Origin of the sequence: Bacillus sp. SIMBA_005 (assembly GCF_046535585.1) — a bacterium.
GTDB lineage: Bacteria > Bacillota > Bacilli > Bacillales > Bacillaceae > Bacillus > Bacillus pumilus.
Genome location: NZ_JAWRWI010000002.1, coordinates 113,646 through 133,195, shown reverse-complemented (window position 1 = coordinate 133,195; position 19,550 = coordinate 113,646). Strand labels below are relative to the sequence as shown.

Annotated in this window: 21 protein-coding genes; 20 read left to right on the top strand and 1 reads right to left on the bottom strand. The window is 42.2% G+C overall.

Annotated elements, in window-relative coordinates:
• Positions 1–18 precede the first annotated feature (18 nt).
• The 9 genes from SB660_RS03325 (at position 19) to SB660_RS03285 (ending at position 9,859) form a co-directional block, all read left to right on the top strand.
• Positions 19–876, top strand: a complete 858-nt coding sequence (locus SB660_RS03325; protein WP_061409865.1) for a class II fructose-bisphosphate aldolase — start codon at positions 19–21, stop codon at positions 874–876.
• Between the two features lie 111 nt (positions 877–987).
• Complete coding sequence (gene fsa / locus SB660_RS03320) at positions 988–1,626, top strand: fructose-6-phosphate aldolase (RefSeq protein ID WP_003215343.1); 639 nt, start codon at positions 988–990, stop codon at positions 1,624–1,626.
• A gap of 247 nt (positions 1,627–1,873) precedes the next feature.
• On the top strand, positions 1,874–3,163 hold the full coding sequence (locus tag SB660_RS03315; protein ID WP_003214820.1) for a UDP-N-acetylglucosamine 1-carboxyvinyltransferase: 1,290 nt from the start codon (positions 1,874–1,876) through the stop codon (positions 3,161–3,163).
• Between the two features lie 32 nt (positions 3,164–3,195).
• Positions 3,196–4,161, top strand: a complete 966-nt coding sequence (gene glpX / locus SB660_RS03310) for a class II fructose-bisphosphatase (RefSeq protein ID WP_058013466.1) — start codon at positions 3,196–3,198, stop codon at positions 4,159–4,161.
• Between the two features lie 365 nt (positions 4,162–4,526).
• Positions 4,527–5,810 (top strand): transcription termination factor Rho, encoded by a 1,284-nt coding sequence (rho, locus tag SB660_RS03305; RefSeq protein ID WP_003215202.1) that lies wholly within the window; start codon positions 4,527–4,529, stop codon positions 5,808–5,810.
• 130 nt (positions 5,811–5,940) lie between these two features.
• Positions 5,941–6,141, top strand: a complete 201-nt coding sequence (gene rpmE, locus SB660_RS03300; protein ID WP_003215407.1) for a 50S ribosomal protein L31 — start codon at positions 5,941–5,943, stop codon at positions 6,139–6,141.
• 87 nt (positions 6,142–6,228) lie between these two features.
• A complete protein-coding gene (locus SB660_RS03295) occupies positions 6,229–6,831 on the top strand; it encodes a thymidine kinase (protein ID WP_410581321.1) in 603 nt (200 codons plus the stop codon).
• 278 nt (positions 6,832–7,109) lie between these two features.
• Complete coding sequence (gene malS, locus SB660_RS03290) at positions 7,110–8,810, top strand: oxaloacetate-decarboxylating malate dehydrogenase (RefSeq protein WP_058013468.1); 1,701 nt, start codon at positions 7,110–7,112, stop codon at positions 8,808–8,810.
• 92 nt (positions 8,811–8,902) lie between these two features.
• Positions 8,903–9,859: an AEC family transporter gene (locus tag SB660_RS03285; RefSeq protein WP_058013469.1), complete on the top strand. Its 957-nt coding sequence runs from the start codon at positions 8,903–8,905 to the stop codon at positions 9,857–9,859.
• Positions 9,860–9,893: 34 nt separating this feature from the next.
• On the opposite strand, the gene racA is transcribed toward SB660_RS03285, so the two are convergent.
• Positions 9,894–10,442: a chromosome-anchoring protein RacA gene (gene racA, locus SB660_RS03280; RefSeq protein WP_061409860.1), complete on the bottom strand. Its 549-nt coding sequence runs from the start codon at positions 10,440–10,442 to the stop codon at positions 9,894–9,896.
• Between the two features lie 210 nt (positions 10,443–10,652).
• On the opposite strand from racA, the gene prfA reads away from it, so the two are divergent.
• From prfA to glyA, 11 genes are all read left to right on the top strand, one after another.
• Positions 10,653–11,720 carry a peptide chain release factor 1 gene (gene prfA / locus SB660_RS03275; RefSeq protein ID WP_012011562.1) on the top strand — a complete coding sequence of 356 codons (1,068 nt, stop codon included), beginning with the start codon at positions 10,653–10,655 and terminating at the stop codon, positions 11,718–11,720.
• Positions 11,710–12,594, top strand: coding sequence for a peptide chain release factor N(5)-glutamine methyltransferase (prmC, locus tag SB660_RS03270; RefSeq protein WP_410581318.1), 885 nt, complete (start codon positions 11,710–11,712; stop codon positions 12,592–12,594). Before prfA ends, prmC begins: the two co-directional genes overlap by 11 nt.
• Positions 12,595–12,737: 143 nt before the next feature.
• The gene (locus SB660_RS03265) at positions 12,738–13,217 is read left to right on the top strand and encodes a hypothetical protein (protein WP_058013472.1); all 480 of its coding nucleotides are present in this window, start codon (positions 12,738–12,740) and stop codon (positions 13,215–13,217) included.
• A gap of 118 nt (positions 13,218–13,335) precedes the next feature.
• Positions 13,336–13,992 (top strand): stage II sporulation protein R, encoded by a 657-nt coding sequence (spoIIR, locus tag SB660_RS03260; RefSeq protein WP_180309939.1) that lies wholly within the window; start codon positions 13,336–13,338, stop codon positions 13,990–13,992.
• A 63-nt stretch (positions 13,993–14,055) separates the two neighbouring features.
• Positions 14,056–14,499 carry a GNAT family N-acetyltransferase gene (locus SB660_RS03255; RefSeq protein WP_061409858.1) on the top strand — a complete coding sequence of 148 codons (444 nt, stop codon included), beginning with the start codon at positions 14,056–14,058 and terminating at the stop codon, positions 14,497–14,499.
• Positions 14,500–14,660: 161 nt separating this feature from the next.
• Entirely contained in the window at positions 14,661–15,713 is a 1,053-nt protein-coding gene (locus tag SB660_RS03250; protein WP_410581315.1) for an L-threonylcarbamoyladenylate synthase, read from the top strand.
• A 60-nt stretch (positions 15,714–15,773) separates the two neighbouring features.
• Positions 15,774–16,328, top strand: a complete 555-nt coding sequence (locus SB660_RS03245) for a manganese efflux pump MntP (RefSeq protein WP_012011556.1) — start codon at positions 15,774–15,776, stop codon at positions 16,326–16,328.
• Positions 16,329–16,391: 63 nt separating this feature from the next.
• Positions 16,392–16,850: a low molecular weight protein arginine phosphatase gene (locus SB660_RS03240; protein WP_180309942.1), complete on the top strand. Its 459-nt coding sequence runs from the start codon at positions 16,392–16,394 to the stop codon at positions 16,848–16,850.
• A gap of 140 nt (positions 16,851–16,990) precedes the next feature.
• Positions 16,991–17,440: a ribose 5-phosphate isomerase B gene (gene rpiB / locus SB660_RS03235; RefSeq protein ID WP_003214714.1), complete on the top strand. Its 450-nt coding sequence runs from the start codon at positions 16,991–16,993 to the stop codon at positions 17,438–17,440.
• A gap of 12 nt (positions 17,441–17,452) precedes the next feature.
• Positions 17,453–17,992 (top strand): TIGR01440 family protein, encoded by a 540-nt coding sequence (locus SB660_RS03230; RefSeq protein ID WP_180309943.1) that lies wholly within the window; start codon positions 17,453–17,455, stop codon positions 17,990–17,992.
• 179 nt (positions 17,993–18,171) lie between these two features.
• A complete protein-coding gene (gene glyA / locus SB660_RS03225) occupies positions 18,172–19,419 on the top strand; it encodes a serine hydroxymethyltransferase (protein ID WP_012011552.1) in 1,248 nt (415 codons plus the stop codon).
• Positions 19,420–19,550 lie beyond the last annotated feature (131 nt).

Sequence of the window (19,550 nt, the reverse complement as noted above, 5' to 3'; positions counted from 1 at the left end):
TAGGGAGGATTTTTCATCATGCCTTTAGTTTCAATGACAGAAATGTTGAAAGACGCAAAGGAAAAAGGTTACGCTGTTGGACAGTTTAACTTAAATAATTTAGAATTCACGCAAGCGATTTTACAAGCTGCTGAAGAAGAGAAATCTCCAGTTATCTTGGGAGTATCTGAAGGAGCAGGACGCTACATGGGCGGCTTCAAAACAGTTGTCGCAATGGTTAAAGCGTTAATCGAAGAATATAATGTAACAGTTCCTGTTGCGATTCATTTAGATCACGGTTCAAGCTTTGAATCTTGTGCAAAAGCAATCCATGCAGGATTTACTTCTGTCATGATCGACGCTTCTCACCATCCATTCGAAGAGAACGTAGCAACAACTGCGAAAGTAGTTGAGCTTGCACATTTCCACGGTGTATCTGTTGAAGCTGAGCTTGGAACTGTTGGCGGACAAGAAGATGACGTCATCGCTGAGGGCGTTATTTATGCTGATCCAAAAGAGTGCCAAGAGCTTGTAGAACGCACTGGTATTGACTGCCTTGCACCTGCATTAGGTTCAGTTCATGGTCCATACAAAGGTGAACCAAATCTTGGTTTCGCTGAAATGGAAGAAATTGGAAAAATGACAGGTCTTCCACTTGTTCTTCATGGCGGAACAGGTATCCCAACTGCTGACATCAAGCGCTCAATTTCACTTGGTACAGCAAAAATCAATGTAAACACTGAAAACCAAATTGCTTCTGCGAAAGCAGTACGCGAAACACTTGCTGCAAAAACAGAAGAGTATGATCCACGTAAATATCTTGGACCAGCTCGTGACGCAATTAAAGCGACTGTTATCGGCAAAATGCGTGAATTTGGTTCTTCTAACCAAGCATAATTTGATGAGAACCGAAAGCCGCCTGAGTCACAGGCGGTTTTCTCCATATCTTGAGAAAGCGCAATCAAATTTACATTTCAGACAATTTATTGATAGGAGAGTGGCACGATTATGTTATTTTTCGTAGATACAGCGAATATCGCAGACATCAAAGAGGCGCACGAGCTTGGCATTTTAGCAGGCGTCACAACAAACCCTAGTTTAGTAGCGAAAGAAAAGGACGTATCATTCCACGACCGTCTTCGCGAAATCACTGACGTGGTATCAGGTTCTGTCAGTGCAGAGGTCATTTCCCTCAAAGCTGAAGAAATGATTGAAGAAGGAAAAGAGCTTGCTGCTATTGCACCAAATATCACGGTTAAAATTCCAATGACAACAGATGGTCTTAAAGCTGTCAAAGCGTTAACAGACCTTGGAATTAAAACAAACGTTACTTTGATTTTTAGTGCAAACCAGGCATTGCTTGCAGCTAGAGCCGGTGCAACGTATGTTTCTCCATTCCTCGGCCGCTTAGATGACATTGGCCAAAATGGTCTCGATCTCATCAGCGAAGTCAAAACTATTTTTGATGTTCATGGCTTAGACACACAAATCATTGCTGCATCTATTCGTCATCCGCAGCACGTGACAGAAGCTGCGCTTAGAGGTGCTCATATCGGCACAATGCCGCTGAAAGTCATCAAGCAGCTGACGAAACACCCATTAACGGATGCGGGCATTGAGCAATTTTTAGCAGACTGGAATAAATAAGTGATTGTGGCAGGCGGGATTGTCTCCTGTTTGCCGCAGTTTTCCTTAAAAACGCTAAGAAATGTTTTGTGCAAAGAAGAGAACATCACAGCCTCGCAAAGCTTCGATTATTTTTCTTCCGACAAATTTCGTTTAACCTGTATTCTTTCTCTTGATATTGGCTAAATTTTGGACAAGACCTTTTAAAGCGCGACATCCACAAACAGTATAACTCCAACAGTGATCTTCTTTAAGAAGGGAGACAAATATGGAAAAGTTAAACATTGCCGGCGGTGACCCCTTACGCGGGACCGTACATATTAGTGGTGCGAAAAATAGTGCAGTGGCACTGATTCCTGCCACGATTCTCGCTGATTCTCCAGTAACGATTGAGGGCCTTCCGCATATTTCAGATATTGACACATTACGAGATCTGTTAGAAGAGATTGGCGGAAAGGTCACGTTTGAAAAAGGTGAAATGGTCGTCAATCCTGCTTCCATGATCAGTATGCCGCTTCCTAATGGAAAAGTGAAGAAACTGCGTGCGTCTTATTATTTAATGGGCGCTATGCTGGGAAGATTCAAGCAGGCTGTCATTGGGCTGCCAGGAGGATGCCACTTAGGACCTAGGCCGATCGATCAGCATATCAAAGGCTTTGAAGCACTCGGAGCCGAGGTGACAAACGAGCAGGGTGCCATTTATTTGCGCGCTGAAAAACTAGTCGGAGCCCGTATTTACCTTGACGTGGTCAGTGTAGGTGCGACCATCAATATCATGCTGGCAGCCGTACTGGCTGAAGGAAAAACGGTCATTGAAAATGCCGCAAAAGAACCCGAAATTATTGATGTAGCGACACTGCTTGCAAGCATGGGAGCCAAAATCAAAGGTGCGGGTACTGATGTGATTCGAATCGAAGGTGTAGAATCTCTTCATGGCTGTAAGCATTCCATCATCCCTGACCGTATAGAAGCAGGCACATTTTTAATTGCTGGTGCTGCGATGGGAGATGAAGTTGTACTTGATAATGTGATCCCAACTCATTTAGAATCAATTACGGCGAAACTTAGAGAGATGGGGTTCACCATTGAAACGAGCAACGATCAAATGCTGATCGTTGGCAGAAACGAAGGACTCAAGCCTGTCGATATCAAAACCCTTGTGTATCCGGGCTTTCCGACGGACCTTCAGCAGCCGATGACGGCGCTGTTAACAAAGGCGAAAGGCACGAGTGTGGTCACAGATACGATCTACTCTGCCCGCTTTAAGCACATTGACGAATTGCGTCGAATGGGTGCAAACATGAAGGTCGAAGGAAGATCTGCCATTATCACTGGACAAACGCAGCTTCAAGGAGCAAAGGTGAAAGCGAGTGACCTGCGTGCAGGTGCTTGTCTCGTTGTTGCAGGGCTAATGGCAGACGGTGTGACCGAAATCACAGGGCTTGAACATATAGACAGAGGATATAGTTTGCTTGAGAAGAAGCTTGAAGGCTTGGGTGCAACCATCTGGCGTGAAAAGCTGAGTGACCAAGAAATAGAAGAACTTCAAAATTCATAAGGCTTTGACTGTGAGAGGAGATTTGGACAAAAATGGAAAGAAGTTTATCGATGGAACTAGTACGGGTGACAGAAGCAGCCGCATTAAAATCTGCTCGTTGGATGGGAAGAGGACTAAAAGACGAAGCGGATGATGCTGCAACAAGTGCAATGCGTGATGTATTTGATACCATTCCGATGAAAGGAACAGTGGTCATTGGCGAGGGGGAAATGGACGAAGCACCAATGCTTTATATTGGGGAAAAGCTTGGGAATGGATACGGACCTCGCGTGGATGTAGCTGTTGATCCATTAGAAGGAACAAATATTGTGGCAAGCGGCGGCTGGAATGCCTTAGCTGTTATTGCGGTTGCAGATCATGGCAACTTGCTGAATGCACCTGATATGTACATGGATAAGATCGCAGTAGGTCCAGAAGCGGTAGGCTGCATCGACATTGAAGCGCCTGTCATTGACAATCTTCGTGCTGTAGCAAAAGCAAAAAACAAAGATATTGAAGATGTGGTTGCAACGATTTTAAACAGAGATCGACATGAGAAAATCATTGCTGAACTGAGAGCAGCAGGAGCAAGAATCAAACTGATCGATGATGGTGACGTTGCAGGAGCCATTAATACAGCATTTGATCATACAGGTGTTGATATTCTATTTGGTTCAGGCGGCGCACCAGAAGGTGTCCTTTCTGCTGTTGCGTTAAAGGCACTTGGTGGTGAAATCCATGGAAAGCTTCTTCCTCAAAGTGAAGAAGAACTGAGACGCTGTGAGAAAATGGGGCTGGATGTTGGCAAAGTCTTAAGAATGGAAGACCTCGTGAAAGGCGACGACGCCATTTTTGCAGCGACTGGTGTAACAGACGGTGAACTATTAAAAGGTGTTCAATTCAAAGGCTCTGTTGGAACAACACATAGTGTTGTTATGCGTGCGAAATCAGGTACAGTTCGTTTCGTAGACGGCAGACACAGCTTAAAGAAAAAACCGAATCTTGTCATTCGTCCGTAATCTGAAAGCGGGTATTCATTACCCGCTTTTCATATAGGTGTCAAATGTATATCATTTTCTTTTTAAAGTTGAATATTCTCTGCAAATGAGGTAAAACTAAAGAGTGCTGCGAAATTTTCTGCGAATTTACTTCTTTTAAGCTTCAACAAGTTTAAATACTGCCGCATCATGACGATATACTCATTATCCTTCTCTATGTTGACAAAGCTCAATTTCACATTGTTCCTATCTTTACGATAAAACGAGTGGGAGCGTTACCATGAGAGCGAGGTCATTCCAACAAAAACGGAATTAAAAGCTAATCAAATACAATGGTCATGCATTTGTAATGAAAATACATTGACTAGAAAAGTGTGGTGTCCATATTGAAAGATGTTTCGATTTCATCTTTGGAAAATATGAAATTAAAAGAGCTGTATGAGTTAGCAAAAAAGTACAAAATCTCTTATTACAGCAAACTAACAAAAAAAGAATTAATTTTTGCCATCTTAAAGGCGAATGCTGAGCAAGAGGATCTCTTATTTATGGAAGGGGTTCTTGAAATTATTCAGTCTGAGGGATTTGGTTTCTTAAGACCAATTAACTACTCCCCAAGTTCTGAAGACATTTATATTTCAGCTTCACAAATCAGACGCTTTGATTTGCGAAACGGAGATAAGGTGTCTGGAAAGGTACGACCTCCAAAAGAGAATGAACGCTACTATGGCCTCCTTCATGTCGAAGCGGTAAATGGGGACGACCCAGAATCAGCTAAGGAACGTGTTCACTTTCCTGCACTCACGCCGCTATTCCCTGATCGTCAAATGATTCTTGAAACACAGCCTAATCACCTGTCTACTAGAATTATGGATATGATGGCGCCAGTTGGGTTTGGGCAGCGTGGTTTAATTGTTGCACCGCCTAAGGCTGGGAAAACCATTTTGCTCAAAGAAATTGCCAACAGCATCTCTGAAAATCACCCGGAGTCAGAGCTGATTGTCCTTTTAATTGACGAACGTCCAGAGGAAGTAACAGATATCGAACGTTCTGTTGCAGGGGATGTTGTTAGTTCAACCTTTGACGAAGTACCGGAAAACCACATTAAAGTAGCAGAGCTTGTATTAGAGCGTGCCATGCGTCTTGTTGAACATAAGAAAGATGTCATCATCTTAATGGACAGCATCACAAGGCTTGCTCGTGCATACAACCTTGTCATCCCGCCAAGCGGCCGAACGCTTTCTGGCGGTATTGATCCAGCGGCTTTCCACCGTCCAAAACGCTTCTTTGGTGCTGCGCGTAACATTGAAGAAGGCGGAAGCTTGACGATTTTGGCCACTGCGCTTGTTGATACGGGATCACGTATGGATGATGTGATTTATGAAGAATTTAAGGGAACGGGGAACATGGAGCTTCATTTAGACCGCTCTCTTGCAGAAAGAAGAATTTTCCCAGCAATCGACATTCGTCGTTCTGGTACGAGAAAAGAAGAATTGCTTGTACCAAAAGAGCATCTTGATCGTTTATGGGCGATGAGAAAATCGATGTCAGATACACCTGACTTTGCTGAGAAGTTCATGCGCAAAATGAGAAAAACAAAGACAAACCAAGAATTTTTCGATATTTTAACGCAAGAATGGAAACAAGCGAATATGTCTGCATCAAGAAGATAGCTTGTTGAAAAAATACATTTGCAATCATAGACTCACACTGTTATAATTTCATCATGTGCGTTTCAGAATTTATTCTGAGATATTAACTCTGTTTCCGAATTGGATTCAGGGCGGAAGGAGATGACAGTAGATGAAAACAGGAATTCATCCTAACTACAAAAAAGCTACAGTCAAATGCGCTTGTGGAAATGAGTTTGAAACTGGATCAGTAAAAGAAGAGGTACGCATCGAGATTTGCTCTGAGTGCCATCCTTTCTATACAGGCCGTCAAAAATTCGCTTCTGCTGATGGACGTGTTGACCGCTTTAACAAAAAATACGGTCTTAAGTAATAATAGATACAATAAACAGGCAGGAATCCGTTCTTGCCTGTTTTTTTACGTGGATTGATGGAACTTTAAAACGGGGGAGAAGACTTTATGTATGTGATGAAACAAAGCGGTTGGCTTGAAGTCATCTGCGGAAGTATGTTTTCTGGAAAGTCGGAAGAATTGATTCGGAGAGCCAAAAGGGCCACCTTTGCCAAACAAGAAGTAAAAATATTCAAACCAGCGATTGATAACCGATATCATACAAACTCAGTTGTTTCACATAACGGTTCATCGGTCGATGGGATTGCAGTAGCCTCACCAAAAGACATAATAACGCACATATCAGAAAGAACCGATGTCATTGGCATTGATGAGGTGCAATTTTTTGATGAGACAATCATTGACATTGTCACTCAATTGGCTGATAAAGGTTACCGAGTCATTGTTGCAGGCCTTGATCAAGACTTCAGAGGAGAGCCATTTGGTGTTGTTCCGCATTTAATGGCATGTTCAGAGCTTGTAACAAAACTTCAAGCAGTTTGTTCGGTATGCGGCTCCCCAGCGAGTAGAACACAACGCTTGATCGACGGTAAACCCGCCTCCTATGATGATCCCATTATTTTAGTAGGTGCGCAGGAATCATACGAAGCACGATGCAGACATCACCATGAAGTACCAAGACTTGACGTTGGTACAACACTTGACAATTAAAAAAATAGCAAATGCCGCTGTGTTTCGTTTTTCGAGATTTTGGCTGAACACCCATCATTTGTACTTAAATAAATTAAATAACGATACGAAAAAATTATCTAATTTTCAACGCTTGCGTTTTAGCATAAGCAGGCATAAAATGACTAACTGTAGTGTAAAGCATTTTTACGAAAAGTTCGATTTCTTGTCATAATTTTTTGATTAAGGATTATTCTCCTTAATCGTTCTTTAAATTAATAGTTCACTTTATTTATATTTTAGAAAGAGGGTAGTTTTTGATGAACAACGTGAAGAAAACAAAAGAAGGGTACCTCGAAACCACTTTGACAGGTAAAGATGTATTATCGATTCCAACGTTGAACAAAGGCGTTGCTTTCTCTGAAGAAGAAAGACAAGAGCTTGGACTAGAAGGCTTACTTCCTCCAACTGTTCTCACTTTAGAACAACAAGCGGAGAGAGCGTACAAGCAGTTCCTAGCACAGCCAGATCGTCTTCGTCAAAACGTATACTTAAGTGATTTGCAAAACCGTAACGAAGTATTGTTCTATAAGCTTATATCAGACAAGCTTCGCGAAATGCTTCCTGTTGTGTACACACCAACTGTTGGTGAAGCGATTCAGGAATACAGCCATGAATACAGAAGACCTCATGGTGTCTATCTTTCAATCGACAACATTGACGGCATTGAGAAAGCATTTGAAAACTTACATGCAACAGCAGGAGATATTGATCTTATCGTAGCAACTGACTCTGAGAGCATTCTTGGAATTGGTGACTGGGGTGTCGGTGGTATCAACATCGCAATCGGTAAATTAGCTGTTTACACGGCTGCTGCAGGTATTGATCCAAGCCGCGTGATTCCAGTCGTATTAGATGTTGGAACAAACAATGAAAAATTATTGAATGATCCATTATACATCGGAAACCATCACAAACGTGTACAAGGTGAAAAATACGAGGAATTCATTGATGCTTATGTAAAAGCAGCGCTTAAATTCTTCCCTAAAGCATTGCTTCACTGGGAAGACCTTGGAAACAAAAACGCGCGTAACATCATGAAAAAATACAATGATAACATCTTAACATTCAATGATGATATCCAAGGTACTGGTGCCATTACTTTAGCGGGTGTTCTTGCAGCTGTCAAGAAAACGGGTACTCAATTGAAAGATCACCGTGTGATGATCTTCGGAGCTGGATCAGCTGGAATCGGAATCGCAGATCAAATGCGTGACACAATGGTTCTTGAAGGTCTAAGTGAAGAAGAAGCAAACAATGCTTTCTGGACATTAGACTACAGAGGTCTACTGACAGATCAATTTGAAGATGAAGTATTTGATTTCCAAAAACCATACCTTCGTTCTTCTGATGAAGTAGAAGGCTGGGCACGTGATGACAAAGGACAAATCTCATTTGCTGAAGCTGTTCGCAGGGTGAAGCCAACGATTCTGATTGGTACATCAGGTCAAGGTGGCGCATTCACTGAAGAAATCATTAAAGAAATCGCAGCTCATACAGAGCGTCCAGTGATCATGCCAATGTCTAACCCAACACCACTTGCGGAAGCAGTTCCAGAAGATCTATTCAAATGGACAGACGGCCGTGCACTTGTTGCAACAGGAAGCCCGTTCGAAAATGTTGAGTATAACGGAATTGAACATGAAATTGGACAATCAAACAATGCGTTCGTTTTCCCTGGACTTGGTCTTGGCTCAATCGTAACGGAATCAAAAATCATCACAAAAGGCATGTTCGTTGCTTCTGCAGATGCGATTGCTGAAATGGTTGATCATGATAAACCAGGTGCTGGTCTACTTCCAAGCATTGATAAGTTACAAGAAGTTTCTATCAAAGTGGCTATTGAAGTGGCTAAAGCAGCAATTAAAGATGGTGTCGCAAGAAAAACACCTGACGACATCGAACAAGCTGTGAAAGATGCAATGTGGATTCCTGAATATAAAAAAATTGTAAGAGCATAATAAAATGTGTAATGCGGCATTGTTTCGGGTAATCTAAGCAATGCCGCAATCAAATAAAGAAACATGTAAAGGATTCAAGGAGGAATAGTAAGATGGACTTTTTAAATATTTTGATCCTCCTAGCACCGATTTTTTTCGTTATCGCGCTGGGTTGGTTCGCAGGGAACTTCGGCAGCTATGACGCTAAATCTGCAAAAGGTGTAAGTACACTTGTTACAAAGTATGCTTTGCCAGCGCACTTTATCGCCAGCATTCTGTCAACACCAAAAGATAAATTCTATAGTCAAATTCCATTTTTCGTTGCATTGATTTTCGGAATCGTTGGTTTTTATATCATTATCCTTTTAGTTACGAAATTTGCTTTTAAATATGATTTAACAGATTCATCTGTTTTTTCATTAAACTCAGCACAACCGACCTTTGCATTTATGGGGATTCCGGTCTTGGGCAGTTTATTTGGGGCTCAAGAAGTTGCAATTCCGATTGCTATTACCGGAATAGTTGTAAATGCATTGCTTGATCCAATTGCTATAATTGTGTCAACTGTCGGTGAAAAAACAAAAGGAAAAGCCAAAGACGGCGAAAGTTTCCTAAAAATGACGACAAAAGCAATTTTGCACGGTTTATCAGAGCCGCTTGCACTTGCACCGCTAGCAAGTATCATTCTTGTTCTTTTAGGATTTAAACTTCCTGCAATTGGACATGAAATGCTAGAGGAAATCGGAAGTGTGACGTCAGGGGTTGCATTATTCGCAGTCGGTGTCACTGTAGGTATTCGAAAAATTAAACTGAGCTTACCAGCTTTCAGTATTGCACTATTAAAAGTAGCTGTTCAACCGTTGCTTATGTATCTTATCGCCATTCTTATGGGTCTTTCGGCGGATGAAATTACAAAAGCTGTATTACTTGTTGCCTTCCCAGGTTCAGCTGTTGCAGCGATGATCGCCACACGATTTGAGAAACAAGAGGCAGAAACTGCATCAGCATTTGTGATCAGTGCCATCATGTCACTCATTACATTACCGATCATTATTGCGCTTACCGTATAATATAGTAGAAGGCTGCCTCATGAGGCAGCCTTTCTTAACGAAATGAATGAAATAGAGGAAAGAGCGCACGCTTTTTTTTGATGTCAGTGTGCGTGATTTCCTTTTTTTCTTCTATTTGAGAGGGTTGTTTTAATCTTTCGGTAAGACGCTCAAGTTTAGTGTTGAGATCTTCAATTTCTCTGCGGTGCTGGAGCAGCTGGTATGATACACCTTCATCTGCTTTTTTAGCCAGTTTCCGTTCGAGTTCTTGCAGTCGTTTTTCTACATCAGTGCTGTGCAATTGCTGCTGAATGAGCTGATTCACTTGCTCTTCTAATGCTTCAATCCGCTTTGTGGAGGCATCAGTTTCTGCAGCAGGCGATAACTGTTGAACGGTTTCTGCGTGGATTGGCAGTCGAATGTCTTGAAGGATCACACCCTCACTCATTTGGTGTTTGACTTCTTTGAGCAGCTGTACAATATCTTCATGAAATTCATAATGTCCAAGTTCATTCCGGGCGACAGGGATGTTGAGCTGTTTGACCCAACGCTGAATCGTTTTTGAAGAAACGCCAATTTCTTTTGCAACCTCATTTGTATTCAAACCAAATGCCCTCCCTTTTTTCAATTATAAGTACCATTCTCTTCAAGGAGGAACTGTTCCTTCACGTTAGACAAAACAAGTAATCAATCGCCAAAGATCGTGTTTTCTAGCGAAAAATTGCAGAAAATCAATTGTTTTGGAAATTTTTTTGACTGTCATACCACGCTATACTATAATTAGACTGTTACGCACAAAACAGAGGTGAAGACCATGTTAGACCGTTTAAAATCAATTGAAGAACGCTATGAAAAGCTAAATGAATATTTAAGTGACCCTGAAGTGGTGAACGACCCTACGAAGCTTCGTGAATATTCGAAGGAACAATCTGATATTCAAGAAACTGTTGAGGTATATAGACAATATCGTGCGGCATACGACCAGTTAAGCGAAGCGAAAGCAATGCTGGAAGATAAGCTGGATGCCGAGATGCGCGACATGGTCAAAGAAGAAATTTCAGAGCTCACAGAGGAAACAGAACGTTTAGAAGACGAGCTGAAAATCTTGCTGATCCCGAAAGATCCGAATGACAACAAAAACGTTATTGTGGAGGTTCGTGGTGCAGCAGGAGGAGAAGAGGCCGCGCTTTTTGCTGGAAACCTTTACCGTATGTACAGCCGTTATGCTGAAATGCAGGGCTGGAAAACAGAAGTAATGGAAGCGAGTGTGACTGGAACTGGCGGTTATAAAGAGATTATCTTTATGATCAGCGGGAAAGGCGCATATTCCAAACTAAAGTTTGAAAACGGTGCACACCGCGTGCAGCGTGTTCCAGAAACGGAATCAGGCGGACGGATTCATACATCAACAGCGACAGTTGCTGTCTTGCCTGAGGCTGAAGAAGTTGAGATTGATATCCACGAAAAAGATATTCGTGTAGATACTTTCACATCGAGCGGACCTGGCGGACAAAGTGTTAACACAACCATGTCTGCTGTTCGATTAACTCACCTTCCAACAGGGGTGGTTGTTTCCTGTCAGGATGAGAAATCACAAATCAAAAACAAAGAAAAAGCTATGAAAGTATTACGTGCGAGAATTTATGATAAATTCCAGCGTGAAGCACAGGCTGAGTATGATCAAACGCGTAAATCTGCTGTTGGAACAGGGGATCGTTCAGAGCGTATCCGTACGTACAACTTCCCACAAAACCGTGTAACAGACCACCGCATCGGATTAACGATTCAAAAGCTTGATCAAATTTTAGAAGGAAAACTTGACGAGGTCATTGATGCATTAATTATGGAAGACCAAGCAAGAAAGCTTCAAAATGCAAAATAATCAGCGAACCATCTTTGAAGCCCTTAAATGGGCTTCTTCTTTGTTAACGGAAGCCGGTAGAGACCAAAACGCAGCAGAGCTCCTTTTGATGCATGTACTGGACCTAAGCAGAAGTGAACTTCTTGCACGTTTTCATGATCAGCTGCCAGAGGAGAAAGATCGGTTATTCAGCGAGTTTGTCACGCAGCACAAGAAAGGCGTGCCTGTTCAACATCTAACAGGTATTGAATTCTTTTACGGCCGTCCCTTCGAGGTGAACAAACATGTTCTCATCCCTCGCCCTGAAACGGAAGAAGTCGTTTTGGCCGCGCTGAATTTGATGAGTGACATCTTCCCGCACGATCAGCCGCTCAAAGCAGTGGACGTTGGCACCGGAAGCGGGGCAATTGCGATTACGCTCGCTCTTGAAAAAGAAACACTATCTGTCACAGCAACGGATATTTCACATGAAGCACTTGAGGTAGCAAAGCGGAATCAACAAGCGCTAGGTGCAGATGTCCATTTTTTACAAGGGGACTTACTCGAACCTATCAAGGATCAAGGCATCAAAGTGGATCTGTTTATTTCCAATCCGCCTTATATTGCGGCAGAAGAAATGGACAGTTTGTCAGAGGTGGTTACGAAGCATGAGCCAGTCAATGCACTGACAGATGGACGTGATGGCCTGTGGTTTTATAAGCGCCTCATTCGTGATCTTCACCATGTACTTCATGAGCAGGCGGTCGTTGTCTTTGAAATTGGACATACGCAAGGGCAAGATGTAAAAGCACTTCTCTTGCAGTCATTTCCCGCGGCAGATGTCCGCATCGTCAAGGATATTAACGGGAAAGACCGAGCTGTTTGCGCACACATTCAAAACAGAAAGTCCGGCTGAATAAAGTCGGACTATTTTATTATGTAAAGATGAAACTTATGGTAAAAGAGAAACGTATATATAGAAGAATGAACATTCTGATCATGATTTTTTTTACATAAATTTGTTTTGAAGGAGCGAATGGTGTGAACAGAAGGTATGCGATGGTGTTGGTCATCGTCAGTGTACTATTGATTGTGAGTGCTTGTGGCAAACCGAGCTTTAAAAAAGAAGCAGCAGCATTTGGAGAAAGCTATAAAAAAGCACAATACACAGTGAATCGAACAGATGACCTAACTGATATGAAGGAGAAGCTGAAGTCTTATTTAACCGAGCATGAATATCAAGAATATACACAAGACAGCATGTTCCCGAGCGTGTTAGAAGCAGCAAAGGACCAAGATTGTCAAATTAAGCTGAAGAAAATTACATTTACGCCTTCAGATGAAAGCGATGACAGAATTGAATTTAATTATGAAATGGTGATTCAATTTATTAATCAAAAAGGAAAAGTCAAAAAAGAAATCGAGAAAAAAGGAGCAATGACTGTCATCAAAACAGATGCAGGGTTAAAAATCAGCCGAGATTGGGATGGAAGACTGTACCCTTCCGATTACCAATCCTCACTCCAAAGCCGTTCTTAATGGAATGGCTTTTTTTATTTGACTCATAATCTATTAAAAAAATCATTTTTTCTGTTTATGAGATGGGTTTTCTGGACACAATGTTTGTAGCGAAGAGAAAAAGTGGGGGGAACACATCATGTTTAAAAGTAAAATGATGATTTGTCTTTATATGTTTCTATTATTATGCGGTGCTTTTGCAAACCTTGGCAAGGAGGAGACAGCGGCTGCTTCTGCAAATCAGCCTGTTGTGATACCCGATGAAGCCATTCGATTACGCATTTTAGCAAATAGTGATCGTTCAGCAGATCAGGATGTGAAAAGAAGTATCCGTGACGAAGTCAATGCTAATATGACAGAATGGGTCAAAGACCTTACATCCATTGAAGAAGCAAGACGTGTGATTCGTTCCAAGTTACCAGAAATCAATCGTATTGCCAAAGCGAAATTGAAAGAGCAGCACATTGATCAATCCGTATCAGTCAGCTTCCAAAAAGCTTCATTTCCAACAAAGCTCTATGGAAATTTCGTTTATCCTGCTGGGAAATATGAAGCCATTTTAATTACGCTTGGAGAAGGGGATGGAGCCAATTGGTGGTGTGTGTTATTCCCGCCGCTCTGCTTTATCGATTTTTCAAATGGAGAAGCCATTGCATCGCCAGAGGGTGATGAAGATAACGAAGTGACAGCCCAGCAAACAGATGGGTCTGTGAATGAAGTGGTCAAAGAAGAGAAAGAAGAGACGGGGGAAGTGAAATTCTTTTTATTCGAATGGGTCTCTAGTCTTTTCTCCTAAAAAAGGTATAAATCTGTTTTTGCCTCATAGAGTTGAAGTAAGAGATCAAAAAGAGGTGAAAGCATGTATTATCAGTTAAGAATAGCCACAGAAGAAGATGCTCCAGCGATCAATGCTTTTCTTGAAAAAGGACAAGCGAAAGGCGGCGTCACACTTGCAGAGCATACGACATTTGTTGTCATGGAAGATGCGGACGGTCAGCTGGCAGGGTGTTTAGGTCTTGAACAGCTTAGTGAACAAGAGGGCCTGCTGCGGTCTCTTGTCATATCAGATAAATTAGGTCAGGGACATATCGTGTCTTTGTTCCAAAGTGTTCAAACGCTCGGAGGGAAAATAGGTGTGGATACGTTTTATGTCGTTGCCAACCACTCCTCCTCGTATGATTTTTTGACATTGATGGGCTTCACGGCCTTAGAGGATATTCCAGAAAGCATGTGGGGATCTGCACATGCAAAAGAGTTCTTGGCGAAAGAACAGGCTGTGGTTCTTCAAAAAAAAGCCAGTTAATCACAATATATTGAACTTATACACATACTTATCCACCGTTAAACAAGCGTTATCCACAAATTGTGGACAACGCTTGTTTTATTGACCATCATCTTTTATACTTTCAAAAGGATAATTGAGATATATCAACAGTTTTATCTTTTTTAAAAGGAGTTTGTATGATGTTAAATACAAAAAGATGGTCTGTGGATTTAGAAAAGGATTTATCCACATTCTATCCACAAATTGAACAGGCTGCTTTGTTATTGCAGCAAAACGAAGTGGTCGCTTTTCCGACAGAAACGGTGTATGGACTAGGGGCTAATGCGAAAGAGACAGAAGCTGTCATGAAAATTTATGAAGCGAAAGGGCGTCCAAGTGATAATCCATTGATTGTCCACATTGCGGAGGTTGAGCAGCTTCATGAATTTGCACAAATAGAAAGCGAAAAAGCAAAGGCATTGATGGAAGCCTTTTGGCCGGGTGCTTTAACCATTGTTCTTTCGTGTAAGCCGGGCACTTTATCAAAGCAGGTCACGGCAGGTTTATCCACGGTCGGTGTGAGAATGCCAGACCATCCGATTGCGCTTGAGCTTATCCGAACGGCTGGTCTGCCGATTGCCGCACCAAGTGCCAACCGTTCAGGTAAACCATCTCCGACACAAGCTGACCATGTAGCGAGTGATCTCGATGGAAGAATCGCTGGGATTGTCGATGGTGGTTCAACTGGTATTGGTGTTGAGTCAACGGTTGTCTCCTGTGTCGATGAGATTCCAGTCATCCTAAGGCCTGGCGGAATTACAAAAGAAGCATTAGAAGAGGTAGTAGGAACGGTCAGTATTGACCCAGGGCTGACAAAAAAGGACGAAGCGCCTGTATCGCCAGGGATGAAATACACACACTATGCCCCTGAAGCTAAGATGTATCTCTTTTTTGGAAGTGATGAAGAGATGCAGCGTCACATTCAAACATACCAGGCAGAAGGTTTAAAAGTTGGTGTGCTGACAACAGAAGAAAAGAAATCGTTGTTTGCAGCAGATGTTGTCTTCAGCTGTGGATGGAGAGAAAAACCTGAAACGATAGCGGCAAACTTATATCGTGTATTGAGACAATTTGATGAGACAGATGTAGATGTCATTATTTCAGAAGCCTTTTCAGAGCAGGGGGTTGGTTCAGCAATTATGAACCGTCTGCAAAAAGCGGCAGGAGGGCGCACTCTCTCTTCATTCAAATAGTTCTAACCCTTCTTGGACAAACATAGGTTAAAGGAGAATGCGTGTCCAAGGGGGATTTACATGTACGAACTAGCTGGCGAATTGCTGACGCTCAGTATCATGGCTTTTGCACTGGGGATGGATGCTTTTTCGGTTGGACTTGGCATGGGAATGATTCAGCTGAGGTTCCGCCAGATCATTTATATTGGACTTGTCATTGGTATATTTCATATGTTTATGCCGCTTTTTGGTATGCTAACAGGTCAGCTCCTATCAGGCTGGCTCGGTCTCCTTGCTACCTATATAGGCGGGGCGCTGCTTTTGGTGCTCGGTCTGCAAATGATCATTGCGTCTATTCGAAAAGAAGATAAACCATTTATCGCACCTGTTGGCGCTGGTCTTGTTCTTTTCGCAACAAGTGTCAGCTTAGATAGTTTTTCCGTTGGCTTAAGCCTCGGAATTTACGGTTCTCACGTATGGATGACCATTTTATTGTTTGGTTTTTTTAGTATGATCCTCACATGGCTTGGGTTATTACTCGGTAAACAGGTTCGATCATGGGTGGGATCATATAGCGGGGCGCTTGGCGGAATCATTTTACTAGCCTTTGGTATCAAATTATTATTTCCGCTCTAGTCAGTCTCCTTACATAACATGTAGAATGAAATGCTATATAATAGAAGAAAAGGAGGGCGAAAGATGAAAATCTTATTTGTTTGTACGGGAAATACATGCAGAAGTCCGATGGCTCAAGCCCTTTTTGCTTCAATTGCACAAGATAAAGGTTTAGAGGTCACTGTTAAATCAGCGGGCATTTTTGCCTCAGATGCTGGGAAAGCTTCTCCTCAAGCGGTCGAAGCATTATTTGAGAAAAGCATTCCACTGAATCACTCTTCAGCAAAACTAACAGAGGATCTTCTGCGAGAAGCTGATTACGTCTTCACCATGACCATGCAGCATAAACAGTTGATTGTGGAGCAATATGCACATGCAAAAGACAAGATCTTCACTCTAAAGGAATTCGCGACAGGGACAGAAGGCGATGTATCCGATCCATTTGGAGGAAGCCTGTCTGTTTATCAGGAAACACGTGATGAACTTGAAGCATTGCTTCAGCAGCTGGCTGAGAAATTGAAAAAGGATCAGACATCCTCATAATGGACAACCTGTAAAACCGTTGCATCAACGGTTTTTCTGCTTTTGTTTGCAAATGACTAAGCAGAGGTTAAAATATAACTGTAAATAAAGAATAAATGTAAGGCATAACAGATCAACTCACCCTTAGGAGGAATTGCCCGATGAAAGTAGCTATTGCATCCGATCACGGCGGAACGAATATTCGTGAAGAAATCAAACAACTGATGGATGAATTGAAGATTGAATACATTGATATGGGTTGTGAATGTGGATCAGGTTCTGTAGACTACCCAGATTATGCTTTTCCTGTAGCTAACATGGTGGCTAACGGAGAAGTGGACCGCGGCATTTTAATTTGCGGGACAGGCATTGGTATGAGTATCTCAGCAAACAAAGTAAAAGGAATTCGCTGTGCGCTGGCGCATGATACATTTAGTGCGAAAGCAACTAGAGAACATAATGATACAAACGTCCTTGCAATGGGAGAACGAGTTATTGGACCTGGATTAGCACGTGAAATTGCGCATATTTGGCTGACAACAGAATTTACGGCAGGACGACATGCTGTACGGATTGGTAAGATTGCTGATTACGAAGAAAAGCACCTATAAGGAGCGCTTAACATGAACATTGGTCAAGATTGGCTTGAAATGTTAAAAGAGTTTCATCAAATGGTTGAACTGCGTGCTGGGCAGATTTTAGTGATCGGCTGCAGTACATCAGAAGTGGCTGGTGAGCATATTGGGACAGCAGGAAGTGAGCAAATAGCTGCGTCCATTTATCAAGAATTGGATCAGTTAAGACGAGAGACCGGCATTGAGCTGGCTTTCCAGTGCTGTGAGCATTTGAATCGTGCTCTTGTTGTGGAAGAAGAAGTGGCTTTCCGGCTTAACCTAGAGATTGTGACGGCAGTACCTGTCCGAAAGGCGGGTGGTTCGATGGCGGCTCATGCGTATCAGCACATGGAACATCCTGTGTTAGTTGAATCCATCGAGGCGCATGCTGGTATTGATATCGGTGATACATTCATTGGGATGCATCTAAAGAGAGTCGCTGTACCTGTTCGCCTTAGTCGTCATCAATTAGGACATGCACATGTGACGTTCGCGAAAACGCGTCCGAAGCTGATTGGCGGAGAACGAGCGGTTTATACAAGATCATAGGTTAGATATATTTCTCTAATATAATGTTGAATGATGAAGGCGCTTCACCACTTGAATATTCGGGTTTTCATAAAAAAAGAAGTCGATTTCCCAAAAAAACTTTTACATTTCACTCAAAAACCGTGTACAATGAGATGGTGAAAACATCGAATGGAAATAGATTGGAGAGGATTTCGCTGATGAAACATTTACCTGAGCAAGACGCACAAGTATTCAAGGCAATTCAACTAGAGCGGAAACGCCAGCAGGACAAAATTGAATTAATTGCATCAGAAAACTTTGTAAGCGAAGCAGTCATGGAAGCACAAGGCTCTGTATTAACAAACAAATATGCAGAAGGTTACCCTGGTAAACGCTACTATGGCGGCTGTGAACATGTAGACGTTGTGGAAGATATCGCACGTGACCGCGCAAAAGAAATTTTTGGTGCTGAGTATGTGAACGTACAGCCTCACTCAGGTGCTCAAGCGAATATGGCCGTATACTTTACCATTCTTGAGCATGGCGATACAGTGCTAGGTATGAACTTGTCACATGGCGGGCATTTAACACACGGAAGCCCTGTTAACTTTAGTGGTGTACAGTACAACTTTGTAGAATATGGTGTTGATAAAGAAACGCAGCATATCGACTATCAAGATGTACTTGAAAAAGCACGTGAACATAAGCCAAAGCTAATTGTTGCGGGTGCAAGTGCATACCCACGTCAAATTGATTTCAAAAAGTTCCGTGAGATTGCGGATGAAGTCGGTGCTTACTTTATGGTCGACATGGCTCACATTGCAGGTCTTGTTGCAGTAGGTCTTCATCCAAATCCAGTTCCTTATGCAGATTTTGTGACAACGACGACTCATAAAACATTGCGTGGACCTCGCGGCGGAATGATTCTATGCCGTGAAGAGTTTGGGAAAAAGATCGATAAGTCGATCTTCCCTGGTATTCAAGGTGGACCGCTGATGCATGTCATCTCTGCAAAAGCTGTTTCTTTCGGTGAAGTATTGAACGGAGATTTTAAAACATATGCACAAAACGTCATTGACAATGCAAAGCAGCTAGCTGAAACCCTTTTATCTGAAGATATTCAGCTTGTGTCTGGTGGAACGGATAACCATCTTGTTCTTATCGACTTACGTTCTCTTGGCATCACAGGGAAAATTGCAGAAAATGTTCTTGATGAAATTGGTATTACAGTGAACAAAAATGCGATTCCTTATGATCCAGAAAAACCTTTTGTCACAAGTGGTGTACGTGTTGGTACAGCAGCAGTGACAAGCCGCGGTTTCGATCAAGAGGCAATGAAAGAAGTCGGTTCCATTATTGCGCTTGCTCTCAAACATCATGAAGATGAAGCGAAATTAGAAGAAGCGAAAAAGCGTGTATCTGATCTAACTGCCCGCTTCCCTCTATATAACGAATTAGATTATTAAAAAGTAGACCCATTTGCCTATTTTTGGCATGTGGGTTTTTTTTGTAGGATTTGCGAATCATATTGAAAGATGATGTCTTTTTATGTAGAATTGTAGGAAGTGTGCAAAGTTCACCGGAAGATGACGGAAAA